This is a genomic window from Croceicoccus sp. Ery5 (genome assembly GCF_020985325.1).
Classification (GTDB): Bacteria; Pseudomonadota; Alphaproteobacteria; order Sphingomonadales; family Sphingomonadaceae; genus Croceicoccus.
The window spans coordinates 271,970-286,648 of record NZ_CP087587.1; the positions used below are offsets into that span (position 1 = coordinate 271,970).

The following is a 14,679-nucleotide window of genomic DNA, read 5'->3' on the forward strand; positions in this document are numbered from 1 at the left end:
CTTGTCAGCGCCGCATCTTCGCTATAGAGGGCCAGCTTCCTGCAGGGGTGTAGCTCAGCTGGTAGAGCATCGGTCTCCAAAACCGAGGGCCACGGGTTCGAATCCTGTCACCCCTGCCATTTCCTTCCGGACAGACGCGAACTTCCCGGCAGGCGCGAAAGCGCCCGCCCGACGAGCGTCGGAGGGTTCCAGATAGTTCGGTGAAAGATTGTCGGCCGCGCGTTCTTTGACGCTTTGCGCCAGTGAGGCGGCGCGGCCTTCACCGTGCATAACAAAAGGGCCGCGGGATCGTTCCCGCGGCCCTTCGATTTTGTGTCTGTTGGCGGCGCGGTGCGCGATCAATCCTCGCGCGGGTCGACGTGAAAGTCCTTGCCCGCCGTCTTGTCGCCGCGTGCCAGCGCGAACACCACGCCCGACAGCGCGGCCAGCGCGATCAGGTTGGGCAGCGCCATGGTGGCGTTCGAGATATCGCCCAGACGCCACACCAGCTGCGAAGGCTGCGTGGCGGAGAACCAGATCGCGATGCACCACAGCACGCGCCAGATCACGTGCAGCTTTTTCTCACCGCCCGCGGTCGAGCCGGGGATACGGTCATACAGGAAGGTAATCGCGCGTTCGCCGTAATAGCTCCACGTCAGCAGGGTGGTGAACACGAACAGGATCAGTGCGACCGACGCGACCAGCGTGCCCAGCGGGATATTGCCGATCAGCGTGGGAAAGGCCGCGGCAAAAGCGGCACTGGTGGTGACAAAGCCCGATTGCGCGGTGGTGCCCAGATCGGACTGCCACACATGCTTCACCGCCTCGCCGTTATGGGTGAAGGGGCCCTCGACCGTCAGGATGACAAGCGCGGTCATGGTGCAGATGATGATCGTGTCGATGAACGTGCCCATCATCGCCATGCGGCCCTGCTGTGCCGGATCGTCGGTCTGGGCGACCGCGTGGGCGATCGGGGTCGAACCCTGACCGCTCTCGTTCGAGAACAAGCCGCGCGCCACGCCCGCGCGCATGGCCATGATGATGGCCGCGCCCGCGAAACCGCCGCTGGCCGACTGGGCCGAGAACGCGCCTGCAAAAATGCGGCTGAAGGTCTCGGGAATGTCGGAAATGTTCAGGATGATCGCGATCACCGCCATGATGATGTAGCACACCGCCATGAAGGGCACGACCTTCTCGGCAATGGAGCCGATCGACTTGATGCCGCCGATGATCACGATGAACACGGCGATCGCCACGATCAGCCCGCCCAGCCAGCGTTCGATGCCGAACAATTCGTTGAGACCGCTGGCCACTTCGTTCGACTGGATCGAATTGCCGGTCACAAGGCCGGAAAACAGCGTGCCGATGGCAAAGACGATGGCCAGCCATGTCCATTTGGGGCCAAGGCCCTGCATGATATAGCTCATCGGGCCGCCGCGCCAGTTACCCTCTGGCGTCTTTTCGCGGTAACGGATGGCCAGCGAACCCTCGGCAAAGCCGAGAGCCATGCCGATCAGCGCGGTGATCCACATCCAGAACACCGCACCGGGCCCGCCCAGCGCGATGGCGGTGGCAACGCCCGCCAGATTGCCGGTGCCGACCTGTCCCGACAGGGCGGTGGACAGCGCGGCAAAGGGGCTGATCTCGCCCTCACCCTTGTTCTTGCGGCTGCTGAACAGGCCGGCAAAGGCGCTACCCAGCTTGACGATCGGGTAGAAACGCAGGCCGATCATGATGTAAAGGCCGATGCCCAGCAACATGATCACCATCGGTGGAACGGGAATGATTTCTGCCCCGCCCCATGTGCCGCCCCAGATAAAATCCGAGATATTGGTGACGTGATCGATCAGGCCCGAAGGCTCTGCCTCTGCGCTCATATTTCCGCGTTTCCCCAGTCCGTCATGACTAATTAGTTGCAATGGCTACCTGTTGCATGGCCCGATGGCCAGCAACAATCGCGCAACATGCCCTATTTCCTGACCTGACGAGGGCTTCGGGCATTGCGGATGCACTTGCACACGGGGACGGGCGGGGCTATGTGCCCAACGTTTCCAGTCATCGGGAATATTCAAAGCTGTCTCCAACCTCCGGTTGGCGCGGCGATGAGCCGATGGCGAAAGAGCCCTGGCGACAGGGCCCGCACGAAGAACAGGATCTGGATTAGGCAATGGCCAAAACACCCGTGGCAAAGCCCGCTGAGCCCGAAAAGAAGCGCAAGACATCGCCCGGCGAGTTCATCCGCCAGGTTCGCGCCGAAGGTTCGAAAGTCGTCTGGCCGACATGGGGCGAGACGGTGCAGACCTCGATCTTCGTCGGCATCATGATGCTGATCCTGTCGCTGTTTTTTCTGGGTATCGATTCGGCATTCGGCGCGATCATGCGCTGGCTGCTGACGCTGGCCTGATTTCTCGGCCTCGGGCACCGGGGTAACGCCCGGGCCTCACACTGATTTCGCGGCCGCGACGCGCCGCAACACGGATTTGAAGGACAACCAATGGCTCGCTGGTACATCATCCACGCCTATTCGGGTTTCGAGAACAAGGTGAAGGAAGCGATTCTGGCCGAGGCTGAACGCACCGGCCTTGAGGCTCTGGTCGAAGCGGTGGAAGTGCCGTCGGAAACCATCACCGAGGTGAAGCGCGGCAAGAAGGTACAGACCGAGCGCAAGACCATGCCGGGCTATGTCCTTGCCAAGCTGGCGATGAACGACGACGTCTATCACCTTATCAAGAACACCCCCAAGGTGACCGGCTTCCTTGGCGCCAACAACAAGCCGCAGCCGATTTCCGAGCGTGAGGCCGCCCGTTATTTCGGCGCCCGCGACGAAGCTGCCGCCGCGCCCAAGCGCGAGATCAGCGTCGATTACGAAATCGGCGATTCGGTCAAGGTGCTCGACGGCCCCTTCGCCAGCTTCAACGGCGTGGTGGAAGAGCTCGACTTCGACAAGAACAAGGTCAAGGTCTCGGTCTCGATCTTTGGTCGCGCAACGCCGGTCGAGCTGGACTTCGAACAGGTCGAACTGGTCAAGTAAGCACGATCGGCAATCTGGCGGTGGCATGGCGCGCGATCGCGCGCTAAGCCTCCGGCCATGGCCGAATCCAAAAAGATATGGACCGCCGCTCTCGTCGTTATCGGCGACGAGATCCTGTCGGGCCGCACCCATGACAAGAATATCGCGCAAGTGGCCAGCTGGCTGCAGGTGCAGGGCATCCGCCTTGCCGAAGTGCGCGTGGTGGCCGACGATCTGGCCGCCATTGTCGAGGCAGTGAACACGCTGCGCGCGCGCAACGATTATTTATTCACCACGGGCGGTATCGGGCCGACGCATGACGATATCACGGTCGATGCCGTGTCCGCAGCCTTGGGGGTTGAGGCCATCGTCCACCCCGAAGCGCGGGCGATCCTGGCCGATTATTACGAAACCCGCGGCGGTTTGAACGATGCGCGGCTGCGCATGGCGCGCACGCCAGAGGGGGCGGAGCTGATCCCCAATCGTTATTCGGGCGCGCCCGGCATTCGCGTAGGCAATGTCTTTCTGATGGCGGGGGTCCCCAATATCACCGCGGGGATGCTCGACGCACTGACCGGCACGCTGGAAGGCGGCGATCCGGTGCTGTCCGAAACCGTGGGCTGCTGGATCGCGGAAAGCGAAGTGGCCGATTTGCTGCGCGAAGTCGAAAAGGCGCATGAGGGTGTGCAGATCGGCAGCTATCCGTTTTTCCGCGAAGGCAAGGTCGGGGCGAATTTCGTGATCCGTTCGACCGATGCGGACATGCTGGCCAGTTGCGTCCACACTTTGTGCGAAGGGTTGGGCGAATTGGGGCGCGAGTTCACGCCGGGGGGCATTTAGCCCCCGTCCGCCGGATCGTCACCCGCGGGCGCTTCACCCGTCACGCCCTCGGTTTCCCGCGCCAGCGCCGCGAAATCGAAAGGCTGCCCCTCGGGCGACGTTCCCAGTCGCTCCATCAACATGGTCGCGAATTGCGCGCGATTGCCGCCATGCGGGTCGGATGCGACCGGTGAGAGCATCTGCCGTGCCACGGCGATCTGTCCTTCCTGCGCGAACAGGAAGGCGAGTTGCATTGCGATATCCTTGTCGAACGGGGCCAGTTCGCCTGCACGCACCAGTGCCTGTTTGGCCTGCGGCGAGGGCATTGCACCTCTGGCGACATATGACATGTAGAAGTGGATCAGCGGCTGCGGATGGTCATGCTCCAGTGCGTTGAGCGCGGTAAAGGCTTCCACCGCTTCACGATAGCCCGCATCGATGTCGTCCGCCTCATCCGCCATATCGAACAGCGCCAGCCCCTTTTGGAGCAATGCGTCCCGCTGTGCCGGATCATAGGCGAGAGCGCGATCGGCGGCGGCGATGGCGGCATCGTGATTGCCCGCATCGAATTCCGCTTCGGCCAGCGCGGCCAATACCCGCGGATCGCCGGGATAGCTGGCCGCGATTTTCTGCGCTTCGGGCAAAAGCTCCAGTGCTTCCTCCCGCGTTACGCCCGATTGCGATCGGGCGACGATGGGCAGCATCTTGTTCATGCCTTCGCTGACATTCGATACCGTCACTGCGCCAATGGGGAGCTGTTCAGGCATCAGGGTGTAGGCGGTCAGCTTGCGCTGCTTCACATAGCGTTCGAGATCGTCATCCAGCTTGTCGAGATCGCCGAAAATTGCCTCCGCCGCCTCCAGCGACGGCGTTCCTGCCGAGACGGCGCTCCAATAGGCATTGAGCTGGTTACGACGGCCTTCGGAGAACCAGAGGTAATGCACCAGCGACCAGCTGCGGGCGTAGAACGAGTCGAACTCGCCATTGCGGTATTCGTCATACAATGCGCTGTCGAGCATATGGCGGATCGGCACCGGGCGCGCGTAACGGCGTTCTCCCGCGCGATGGTTGGCAGGTCGCCCGATTTGCAATGCATCGCCGCTCAATTGCTTGGCCGAAGCAAAGAACTCCGCCATGCCTTCACTCAGCCAGCGTGGCATGGCGAACCGCGAGGTCGAGGCAAGGAAGTGGTGCGCATATTCGTGCATCAGCACGGTCTGCGAGAAGTCGGGCTCTCCACCCGTTTTGCGGAGTTGGGGTACGAAGGCCCGCGACATGCCCGCGCGGGGAACATAGAAGCCCGCGATGAACCGGCTGTCGCCGCCATAGGCCTCCTGCACTTCGCGCTGGTTGCCCAGAACGAAAATAGTGACCCGATTGGACGGGCTGGGCGTTTCGGTTTCCCTGCCCGTCAGTATCTCCATCGCCACGTGATACCGTTCGAGCATCTCGCCGAAATGGATGAGGTCTTTTTCGCTATCCTCGGCGTAAATGACGAAATGTTCGCTCTCTGCCTGCAGCCAGCGTGCCTGCGCCGGCGTGACAAGCAGCATCGAAACCACGGCTGCGACCCGTAACAGCATGAATGTCCCCCGTTCGCCGCAACCCCCGTTGCCGCGTTCCCGTCCCCAGATAGTGGCGCGGACTTACGAATTTGACAACGGGCAGAAAGAAACGGGCGCGCCTGCGATAGAGTTTTACGCTCTACAGACAGAAAGAGCCGGGAAGCGCTTGGCTTCCCGGCTCTCTGCAGTTCTGTCGGGGGGGGCAGGCGATCAGGCGCCCTGCACCTCGGCAGTGTCGATCTTCAGGCCGGGGCCCATCGAGGACGAGACCGAGATCTTCTGGACATATTTGCCCTTCGCGCCCGACGGCTTGGCCTTGATGACGGCATCGACGAAAGCGTCGAAGTTCGCCTTGAGGTCAGCGTCCGAGAACGACAGCTTGCCGATGCCCGAGTGGATGATACCGGCCTTTTCGACGCGGTACTGGACCTGGCCGCCCTTGGCGTCCTTCACGGCCTGCGCCACGTTCGGGGTCACGGTGCCCAGCTTGGGGTTCGGCATCAGGCCCTTGGGGCCCAGCACCTTACCCAGACGGCCGACGACGCCCATCATGTCGGGAGTCGCGATCACGCGGTCATAGTCGAGGTTGCCGGCCTGCATGTCTTCCATCAGGTCTTCGGCACCAACCTTGTCGGCACCGGCTTCCAGCGCCTTTTCGGCATTGTCACCGCGCGCGAACACGGCGACCTTCACGGTCTTGCCGGTGCCTGCGGGCAGCGAAACCATGCCGCGGACCTGCTGGTCGGCGTGGCGCGGATCGACGCCAAGGTTCATGGCGACTTCCAGCGTCTGGTCGAACTTTGCGGTCTGCAGGTCGCGCAGCGTGGTCAGCGCCTCGTCGAAACCGTACAGCTTTTCCGAATCCAGCTTTTCGGCCAGCATCTTCTGCTTCTTGGTCTGCTTTGCCATCGGTTCAGCCCTCCACCACTTCAAGGCCCATCGAACGGGCGCTGCCCTCGATGATCTTCATGGCCTGGTCGATATCGTTCGCGTTCAAATCGGCCATCTTCTGCTCGGCGATCGCCTGCACGTCGCTACGCTTGATCGATCCGGCCGAAACCTTGCCCGGCTCCTTCGAGCCCGACTTCAGCTTCGCGGCCTTCTTCAGAAGGAACGAGGCCGGCGGCGACTTGGTGGTGAAAGTGAACGAGCGATCCGCATAGACCGTGATGGTCGTCGGGATCGGCATGCCCTTTTCCAGTTCCTGCGTGGCGGCATTGAACGCCTTGCAGAATTCCATGATGTTCACGCCGCGCTGACCCAGAGCAGGGCCGATCGGCGGGGACGGATTGGCGGTGCCGGCAGGCACCTGTAGCTTGATATAGCCTTCGATCTTCTTGGCCATGGGGCCACTCCTTTATCACACTATCGGATCGTGCGCCGTTTTGATCTGGCGAAAGACCCTCATGTTAAGCGGTCAGGCAGAGGCTGCTCGCCTCCTCCCGCAGGTTTCCCGACGATGTCTGTTGGGAAGGCGCGCGCATAGGCGCTTTCCCGATTCGAATCAACCGGTGTCTATGCGAACACCTTAGGCAACGGGCGCGGCATAGAGGTCGTGGGCGTCTGCCTCTTCCACCACCACCTCGATGATATCGCCTTCGCACAGGTCCGCATCCACATCGCGGATAAAGACATTGCCGTCGATCTCGGGCGCGTCGGACTGCGAACGGCCGGTCGCACCCATGTCGCCGTCCTCGTCCGGCTCGCCCACCTCGTCGATGATGACGGGGATGATGCGGCCCACCTTGGCCGCCAGCTTGGCGGCGCTGATCCGCTCGGTCACTTCCATCAGGCGGGCGTAGCGTTCTTCCTTCACAGCCTCGGGCACGGGGTTCGGCAGATCATTAGCCTGCGCGCCCTCGACGGGTTCAAAGCGGAAGCCGCCCACGCGGTCCAGCTGCGCTTCTTCCAGCCAGTCGAGGAGATATTTGAAATCGTCCTCGGTCTCGCCCGGAAAGCCGACCACGAAGCTGGAGCGCACGGTGAGGTCGGGGCAAATCTCGCGCCATGATTTTAGCCGGTCCAGCACCTTTGCCTCGTTCGCGGGGCGCTTCATGGCGCGCAAAACCGACGGGCTGGCATGCTGGAAGGGGATATCCAGATAGGGGGTGATCAACCCCTCGGCCATCAGCGGGATGATCGCATCGACATGCGGATAGGGATAGACATAGTGCAGCCGCACCCATGGCGGCACGCCGTCCGCCGTGCGCAATCCGCCCAGTTCGCGGGCCAGATCGGTCATATGGGTGCGGACCGCATGATCCTTCCACATGCGTTCCTCATGCCGGACGTCGACGCCATAGGCCGATGTGTCCTGCGAAATGACCAGCAATTCCCTAGTGCCTGCCGCCACCAGCTTCTCGGCCTCGCGCAAGACGGCATCGATCCGGCGGCTGGCCAGCTTTCCGCGCAATTGCGGGATGATGCAGAAGGCGCAGGAGTGATTGCAGCCTTCCGAAATCTTCAGATAGCTGTAGTGGCGCGGCGTCAGCTTTACATCGGGTTGCGGGATCAGATCGACGAATGGCCCGCGTTCGGCAGGGGCCGCTTCGTGCACCGCCTCGACCACTTGCTCGTACTGATGCGCGCCGGTCACGGCCAGAACTTGCGGAAAGCGGGCGCGGATCGTCTCGGCCTCTTCACCCATGCAGCCGGTCACGATCACGCGGCCGTTCTCGGCGATGGCCTCGCCGATCGCCTCAAGGCTTTCTTCCTTGGCACTGTCGAGGAAGCCGCAGGTGTTCACCAGCACGACATCGGCACCGGCGTAATCGGGGCTCATCGCATAGCCGTCGGACCGCAGTCTGGTGAGGATGCGTTCGGAATCGACCAGCGCCTTGGGACAGCCAAGGCTGACCATGCCCACCTTGGGCGAGGGCGCAATGCGGCTGGGCGTGGAATCGGTATCGGTTGCCATGGCGCGCCCCTACACCGCATCGCGGCAACGCGCCAGAAAGAGTGATGCCGATTACAAAGCGGACCGGTCGGGACCGGTTCGCAGGGAATAAACCGGCCCGATATCTTTTCATTTGTTACGCGACTTGTTTACATTGCGGTCAGCACATCCTGATAGCGTGCCGTAATTGCATTCATACTGGCGGGAGAGCGGATGGGACCGGTGGATTGGATCGGCGGCATTCTGGCCGCGCTGGCGGCCATGGCCGTGGCGGCGGGATGGTATCGCATCTTCGCCAGACCGCTGGCCGTGCGCGCGGGTCCGGGCGGGCTGGAAGTGCGGCGCAGGCCGTTCGTCACCATCGGCGGCACCTATATTCTGATCCAGCTTTCGGCTTTCATGATCGCGCATATGTTCGCCCGGCTGTCCGATCCGTCGAAATGGTGGCTTTATTTCATGATGACCGGCGGGGTGGCGCTGTTCTTCGTGATACCGGCCTTGTGGACCAACTATCTGCACCAGCGACATCCGCGCAGCATCGCGCTGATCGATGCGGGCTTCTGGCTGACAGCCTATCTGGCGATGGGCGTGGTGTTCTGGCTGCGCAGCCTTTAGGCAGCAATCCCGCAGGTCGGTTGACGCACGTTGGTTGACGGGCGTTCGGTTGACAAAGGCGACACGTCCTACAATCGCTGTCACCCGGCCCAAACCCGCGTAAATGCTGGCGTCATGGCCGATTGAGTGACACCACAAAGGGGACGCGAAATTTCGACATTGTGAAAGAGCGGGAAGCCCGATGTCAGGCCCGGCCCTTTATGCAGATGTCGCAGCAGTAGGACAGTAAAACCCGCAAGGCCCGCGACCCGCATCGCTATGCGCGCGATAGCTCAGCGGGCGAGAGCCCATATCCGGTCGTCGTCATCGCGCGCCCTATCCTCTTTGCCGGTATCCCAATAAAGATCGGCCCGCATGCGCAGCGCCGTGCGATCGTCGGGGTATATGTGCAGCAGTTGCGTCAGCATGGCGATGGCGGCGAGCGGATCGTCGTTACGAAAGGCGAGCATCGCCTCGCCGCGCAAGAGCCCGTTGCTGCCGGGTGAGAGCGCTTCAATCCGTGCGAAATCCCTGTGCGCTGCGTGGGGATTTCCCTGCCACACATATATCACCCCGCGTTGCGCGAGCGGCGGAATGCTTTCGGGATCGAGTTCGTGCGCGCGTGTCAGATCGGCGATAGCGTCGTCGGGCCGCGATGCGCGCCAATAAAGCATGCCGCGAAAGAAATAGGCGTCGCCATTGTCCGGGCGCAGGGCCAGCGATGCGCTATAGTCGCGTAGCGCGTGTTCGTGCTGTTCCAGTGCATCATAAGCCAGACCGCGATTATAGAGGGCATAGCTGTCGTCGGGGACACGCGCGATGGCCGCATCGTAATCGGCGATGGCAGGCCGATAGTCCTGCATCCGGTGGCGCGCATAGCCGCGATTGAGGTAAAGCCGTGCCACGCGCGTATCCTGACCGGTAAGGCCCAGCGTTGAACGGACGCGGTCGAGCCAGCCGTTACCAGCCGTTGCGATGGCGGACGAACATGCCGCGACCTGCGCTTCCCGATCCAGCCGTTCGCCGCGGTTTTCGCAATCCGCTGCCTCTCTGCCGGAATGGATGACCAGCGGTATGGCGAGCATCACTCCCGAAAGCGACAGGTTCCAGACAATGGTCGCCCAATAGCGGCGCGGCTGCGTTTCGCGGTCGAATTGCTTGTCGAGCCCCTTGATCATCAAAACAGCGTGGCGCCGGTGAAGATGTCTGACTGTTTCGAACAGGCAGAAACCGCCGATCGCAAGGAAAAGGAGTGACGGGAAGCCGTCCGAGCGCTCAAGCTCTTCCGTCCGGGTTACGGCGAAAACCGCGATCGCGAGGAGGAGCGACAGGATCGCTGCACTGATCGCAAAATCGGTCCGGTTGCGCCATGCCAGATCCTCGTCAGGCTGGGTAATGTCGCGGTGGCGGGGCGAATGGCGGATATAGTCGAAAATATAGCGTGCGGGCGCGATTGCGAACGCCGCCAGCGCAACAAGCAGGATCCAGTGCGCGGGAATATCATCAAGCATGCGCACCAAACCTTAAGCCTGCCGCATGAAAGCGCAACGAGTCTCGAAATCTTATACGCCTGCAGGCTTAACAATTTGCGCGATGATCACTGTCCGGCACGGTGCTCGCCCGTGCCGGTTCCACCGCCTGTCAGGATCAGAACCGGATCGACGCGCCCGCCACCAGCTTCTCGCCATAGTGATGATCCAGCACCGGAACGCGCAATTCGTCGCGGTGAATGTCGGTGTCGCTATAGGTCAGGCTGACTGTGAAGGGCATGATGTAATATTCCGCACCAACGGCCCAGTCGGCATAGGAGCCTGCCGGACGCAGCCGCGTCACATTGCCCGATCCGTTGTTCGTTCCGCTCGACCGCCCGGCATGGCCATAGACGACCAGCGGGGTCGCGGGAATGCCAAGGCTGGCCCCGATCCGCCCATAGAAATTGCTGCCGCCGATGGAATCCTGCGAAGGGGCATAGCTGGCCGATACATCGACCACTGCGGGGCCGAGCGACGCGCCTGCGCCTGCCTCAACCTCCACATAGTCCAGATCGCCGTTTCCGCCCGCGAATACATGATAGACCGCGCCCGCGCGCCAGTCGATCAGCCCTTCATAACCCGAATAGCTGGCAGCAAGGTCGAACCCCGCATCGGCGCCGCCATGCCGGTCCGATCCGCGCAGGGTAAGCGCCTGCACCGATACGTCGATGGATGTGGTGACGGGCAGTTCGATCCGCGCGCGCGCGGCGATCTCGCCGTCGCTCCAGCTAAGACCGCGGTCGCGGTAGTCGGTCACCGCTTCGAAATCGATGGTCGGCCCCGACTGGGCCTCCGCTGCGGCGGGGATGATGGCTGTCAGCGCCATGGCGGCGATCAGGGGGGCGAAACGGCTGGAGGGATTTGGAACGGGTCTTCTCCGTAAATTGGTCGGCCTGTCGCCGCCCCGTGCCGGTATCGGGACCGGTGTGGCGGGAAGAGGGATTAACCCGCCACGTCAAAGCGGCAACAGGCCTGATATCGGGATAAGTCCGGCAACCAAGGGACGGGGTGGACTTATCCCGAAGTCATTTCGCGCGGCAGCGCGGCTTGGCCCACATGCAGCGATCGACACGTGGGCTTTCCGCTGCGGTGTCGTTGGAATTGAACTGTGGGGAAGGCGTCGTTGCGCAACCGGCCAAGGCGGCCGCCGCGACAAGCAAGGCACCGGTTTTCATAGATTTATCCTGTCCTGCAAACGATATTGTTGTGTTTGGAGGGCTGCGGATAAAGGGGCCGTTTTGCTGCGGCATGGCCCGTTTGTAAGATTATGTTGCGCAGCGAAACGATGCTTGCTTTCGCTGCTAGCCTAACCTCCACAGCCAGCTGTCGGTATGGGCAGCGCGTTGCTTGCGGGGAATCCCCGATGTCATCGCCCGCCGCGCTTCGACACACTTTGCCCCGATCCACAGGTGCCTTTGCGTATCGGCACGGCGCCATCGCTGTCATCGAGGAGTTCAGCATGTCGACACCGGAAAAGCCGTTCCCGCTGCATATCGACCGCAACAAGCTGCCCGAACCCGAATGGGAATTTCCCAATGCGAAGATCGGCGTGTTCGCCGACAAGTCGCAGGCCGATTTCCCCCCGATGAAGCAGGCACCCGAAGGCGCGCCCAATATCCTGCTCGTGCTGCTGGACGATGTGGGTTTCGGCTGGCCCAGCGTGAACGGCGGGCTGGTTCGCATGCCGACTGCCGAAAAGCTGGCGAAAAACGGCTTGTTCTATAACCAGTTCCATACCACCGCTCTATGTTCGCCCACCCGCGCCGCCATGCTGACGGGGCGCAATCATCACACGGTGGCGACCGGCGTGATCCAGGAAATGGCAACCGGCTTTCCGGGTTACTGCGGGATCATCCCCAAAAGCTGCACGACCTTTGCCGAAATGCTGAAACAGGCAGGCTATCCCTGTTCGTGGTTCGGCAAGAACCATAACGTGCCCGATAATCTGACCAGCGCGGCCGGCCCGTTCGACAACTGGCCGACAAATCAGGGTTTCGATTATTTCTATGGCTTTATCTCGGGCGAGACGGACCAGTTCTATCCCTCGCTGATTCGCAATACCACGCCGGTCGAACCGCCCAAGCGGCCCGATGAAGGCTATCACCTGACCACCGATCTGGCCGACGAATGCATCGGCTGGATCCGTCAGCAAAAGGCGATCGCGCCTGACCGGCCCTTCATGGCCTATTTCTCGTCGGGCGCGGCCCATGCCCCGCACCAGCCGCCGCTGGACTGGCGCGGCAAGAACAAGGGCAGGTTCGACATGGGCTGGGACGAATATCGCAAGCAGGTGCACCAGCGGCAGCTGGATGCGGGCATCATCCCCGCTGGCACCAAACTGACCGGGCGGCCCGAACAGATCCCCGCGTGGGACAGCCACAAGCCCGAGGAACAGGAATTGTTTTCGGTTCAGGCCGAGAATTTCGCCGATTTCCTTGAACATTGCGATTACGAAGTCGGCCGCGTCGTCGATGCGATCGAGGATCTGGGCGAGATGGACAACACGCTTGTCATCTACATCCTGGGCGATAACGGATCGAGCGGCGAAGGATCGCTGGTCGGCACGCCGAACGAGCTGATGAGCCTGAACGGGCGTCAGCCATCGATCGAGGAGTCTATCGGGTTCAAGGATCGCTGGGGCCTGCCCGGTACGTCGCCACATTACGCCGTGGGCTGGGCATGGGCGGGCGATACGCCGTTCCAGTGGACCAAGCAGGTCGCATCGCATTTCGGCGGCACGCGCAACTCGATGATCGTGTCATGGCCCGACCGCATCAAGGACAAGGGCGCGATCCGGTCGCAGTTCCATCATGTGATCGACATCATGCCCACGCTGATGGAAGTCGTCGGCATCAAGGAGGCCAAGGAAGTCAACGGCTATATCCAGAAGCCGATCGAGGGCACGAGCTTTGCCTATACGTTCGATGCCGCCAACAAGGATGCGCCCAGCACGCGCAATGTCCAGTATTTCGAAATGCTGGGCAATCGCGCGATTTATGCCGATGGCTGGATCGCTTCGTGCCGACATGGCCGTCTGCCGTGGGAAACGTCGGGCAGCTTCAGTTTCGACGACGACAAATGGGAGCTGTATAATATCGAAGAGGATTTCAGCCAGGCAGTCGATCTGGCCGACAAGCACCCCGAGAAAATCGATTTCATGAGCCGCCTTTTCCTGAGCGAGGCGACCAAATATCAGGTGCTGCCGATCGATGACCGCTTTGCCGAACGCCTCGACGTAACCTTGCGACCAAGCTATTTCGCGGGACGGCAGGAAGTGACATTCTATCCCGGCATGACCCGTCTGCCCGAAGGCAGCGGCCCGCATCTAGTGAGCCGCGCATTGACCTTGACCGCGCCGGTCGAAGTGCCCGAGGGCGGTGCGGAAGGGGTGATCTTTGCCCTTGGTGGCGACGCGGCGGGCTTTGCGCTGTTCATGTGGGAAGGCAAGGCGCGTTTCCATTACAACTTCTTCGGCATTCAGCGCACCGATCTGCTGTCCGAAGCCCTGTCTGCGGGCAAACACGAGCTGATGGTATCGATCCTGCCCGAAACCGCAAATCCCGGCGGGCCTGCGAAAATCGCCCTGTCGGTCGATGGCGCGGTGGTCGATGTCGCGCGGCTGGAAGAGCAGATCCCGATGCGCTGTGGCACCGAAACTCTGGATGTCGGAATGGATTGCGTATCGCCCGTCTGCGCCGATTACGAGGAAAAGGGCCTTTTCCCCTTTACCGGCACAATCGAACATGTCCGGTTTGCCTTTGACGATGTGAAGGAACCGTCGGGCATGGAACGCTTCAAGATGGCGACCGCGATGGATTGATGGCGCCGCTGCCCCGCCGCGTTGTCTTGTGGCGGGGCGGTCCGCCCTATCCGGCCTCTGCCAGATTGGGGAAGCAGGCTTCGGCCTCGATCTCTTCGGGATAGCTGGGGACCAGACGGTTCATCACCGAATTGAACCCCTTGTCGATGATCACGCGGTTCGAACTGCCGAATGTCTTGCAGGTGGTATTGGTCTGCACCACCACATCGGATGCCGCGATCCTGATGCCATAGGACCCCGCGCGGGCGACGGCGAAATCCTGTTGCGCGGTCTGATCGTCGCAATCGGTGGAAATCGACATGCAGCGCACCGTGGCATAGGCCACTTCGTCCAGCGTGTGCTGCGTCCAGAACAGCCGGCCCGTTTCGATCAGGCCGAACAGCATCAGCACCAGAACGGGCCCCAGCAGGGCGAATTCGATGGCGGTACCGCCATGTTCGTCGCGGAAAAGCGGCCTGAGCATC

Annotated in this window: 14 protein-coding genes and 1 tRNA gene; 6 read left to right on the forward strand and 9 right to left on the reverse strand. The window is 61.9% G+C overall.

Annotation, left to right across the window (positions count from 1 at the left end):
- Positions 1-43: 43 nt before the first annotated feature.
- A tRNA-Trp gene (locus LOZ74_RS01355) sits at positions 44-119 on the forward strand.
- Between the two features lie 219 nt (positions 120-338).
- Here the strand turns inward: LOZ74_RS01355 and LOZ74_RS01360 are convergent.
- Positions 339-1,856: a sodium:alanine symporter family protein gene (locus LOZ74_RS01360; RefSeq protein WP_230292575.1), complete on the reverse strand. Its 1,518-nt coding sequence runs from the start codon at positions 1,854-1,856 to the stop codon at positions 339-341.
- A gap of 290 nt (positions 1,857-2,146) precedes the next feature.
- Between LOZ74_RS01360 and secE the strand changes: the two genes are divergently transcribed.
- The 3 genes from secE (at position 2,147) to LOZ74_RS01375 (ending at position 3,829) form a co-directional block, all read left to right on the forward strand.
- Positions 2,147-2,383 carry a preprotein translocase subunit SecE gene (gene secE / locus LOZ74_RS01365; protein WP_230279305.1) on the forward strand — a complete coding sequence of 79 codons (237 nt, stop codon included), beginning with the start codon at positions 2,147-2,149 and terminating at the stop codon, positions 2,381-2,383.
- Positions 2,384-2,473: 90 nt separating this feature from the next.
- Positions 2,474-3,010 carry a transcription termination/antitermination protein NusG gene (nusG, locus tag LOZ74_RS01370; protein WP_230279306.1) on the forward strand — a complete coding sequence of 179 codons (537 nt, stop codon included), beginning with the start codon at positions 2,474-2,476 and terminating at the stop codon, positions 3,008-3,010.
- 57 nt (positions 3,011-3,067) lie between these two features.
- The gene (locus tag LOZ74_RS01375; protein ID WP_230279307.1) at positions 3,068-3,829 is read left to right on the forward strand and encodes a molybdopterin-binding protein; all 762 of its coding nucleotides are present in this window, start codon (positions 3,068-3,070) and stop codon (positions 3,827-3,829) included.
- On the opposite strand, the gene LOZ74_RS01380 is transcribed toward LOZ74_RS01375, so the two are convergent.
- The 4 genes from LOZ74_RS01380 to rimO all read right to left on the reverse strand — a co-directional run bounded on the left by LOZ74_RS01380 (position 3,826) and on the right by rimO (position 8,290).
- The gene (locus tag LOZ74_RS01380; RefSeq protein WP_230292576.1) at positions 3,826-5,391 is read right to left on the reverse strand and encodes a DUF1570 domain-containing protein; all 1,566 of its coding nucleotides are present in this window, start codon (positions 5,389-5,391) and stop codon (positions 3,826-3,828) included. The two genes, LOZ74_RS01375 and LOZ74_RS01380, sit on opposite strands and share 4 nt — an antisense overlap.
- A gap of 192 nt (positions 5,392-5,583) precedes the next feature.
- Positions 5,584-6,282, reverse strand: coding sequence for a 50S ribosomal protein L1 (gene rplA, locus LOZ74_RS01385; RefSeq protein ID WP_230279309.1), 699 nt, complete (start codon positions 6,280-6,282; stop codon positions 5,584-5,586).
- Positions 6,283-6,286: 4 nt separating this feature from the next.
- Complete coding sequence (gene rplK / locus LOZ74_RS01390) at positions 6,287-6,718, reverse strand: 50S ribosomal protein L11 (RefSeq protein WP_230279310.1); 432 nt, start codon at positions 6,716-6,718, stop codon at positions 6,287-6,289.
- A gap of 183 nt (positions 6,719-6,901) precedes the next feature.
- Positions 6,902-8,290, reverse strand: a complete 1,389-nt coding sequence (gene rimO, locus LOZ74_RS01395) for a 30S ribosomal protein S12 methylthiotransferase RimO (RefSeq protein WP_230292577.1) — start codon at positions 8,288-8,290, stop codon at positions 6,902-6,904.
- 192 nt (positions 8,291-8,482) lie between these two features.
- Between rimO and LOZ74_RS01400 the strand changes: the two genes are divergently transcribed.
- Complete coding sequence (locus LOZ74_RS01400; RefSeq protein WP_230292578.1) at positions 8,483-8,884, forward strand: DUF1761 domain-containing protein; 402 nt, start codon at positions 8,483-8,485, stop codon at positions 8,882-8,884.
- 272 nt (positions 8,885-9,156) lie between these two features.
- Here the strand turns inward: LOZ74_RS01400 and LOZ74_RS01405 are convergent, their stop codons facing one another.
- The 3 genes from LOZ74_RS01405 to LOZ74_RS01415 all read right to left on the reverse strand — a co-directional run bounded on the left by LOZ74_RS01405 (position 9,157) and on the right by LOZ74_RS01415 (position 11,570).
- Positions 9,157-10,374: a tetratricopeptide repeat protein gene (locus tag LOZ74_RS01405; RefSeq protein ID WP_230292579.1), complete on the reverse strand. Its 1,218-nt coding sequence runs from the start codon at positions 10,372-10,374 to the stop codon at positions 9,157-9,159.
- 136 nt (positions 10,375-10,510) lie between these two features.
- Positions 10,511-11,221 carry a TorF family putative porin gene (locus LOZ74_RS01410; protein WP_230292580.1) on the reverse strand — a complete coding sequence of 237 codons (711 nt, stop codon included), beginning with the start codon at positions 11,219-11,221 and terminating at the stop codon, positions 10,511-10,513.
- Between the two features lie 199 nt (positions 11,222-11,420).
- Entirely contained in the window at positions 11,421-11,570 is a 150-nt protein-coding gene (locus LOZ74_RS01415) for a hypothetical protein (RefSeq protein ID WP_230292581.1), read from the reverse strand.
- A gap of 284 nt (positions 11,571-11,854) precedes the next feature.
- Here LOZ74_RS01415 and LOZ74_RS01420 point away from each other — a divergent pair, with 284 nt between their 5' ends.
- Complete coding sequence (locus LOZ74_RS01420; protein ID WP_230292582.1) at positions 11,855-14,215, forward strand: arylsulfatase; 2,361 nt, start codon at positions 11,855-11,857, stop codon at positions 14,213-14,215.
- Positions 14,216-14,261: 46 nt separating this feature from the next.
- Here LOZ74_RS01420 and LOZ74_RS01425 read toward each other — a convergent pair whose 3' ends face one another.
- A complete protein-coding gene (locus LOZ74_RS01425; protein ID WP_230292583.1) occupies positions 14,262-14,678 on the reverse strand; it encodes a TadE/TadG family type IV pilus assembly protein in 417 nt (138 codons plus the stop codon).
- Position 14,679: the final 1 nt, after the last annotated feature.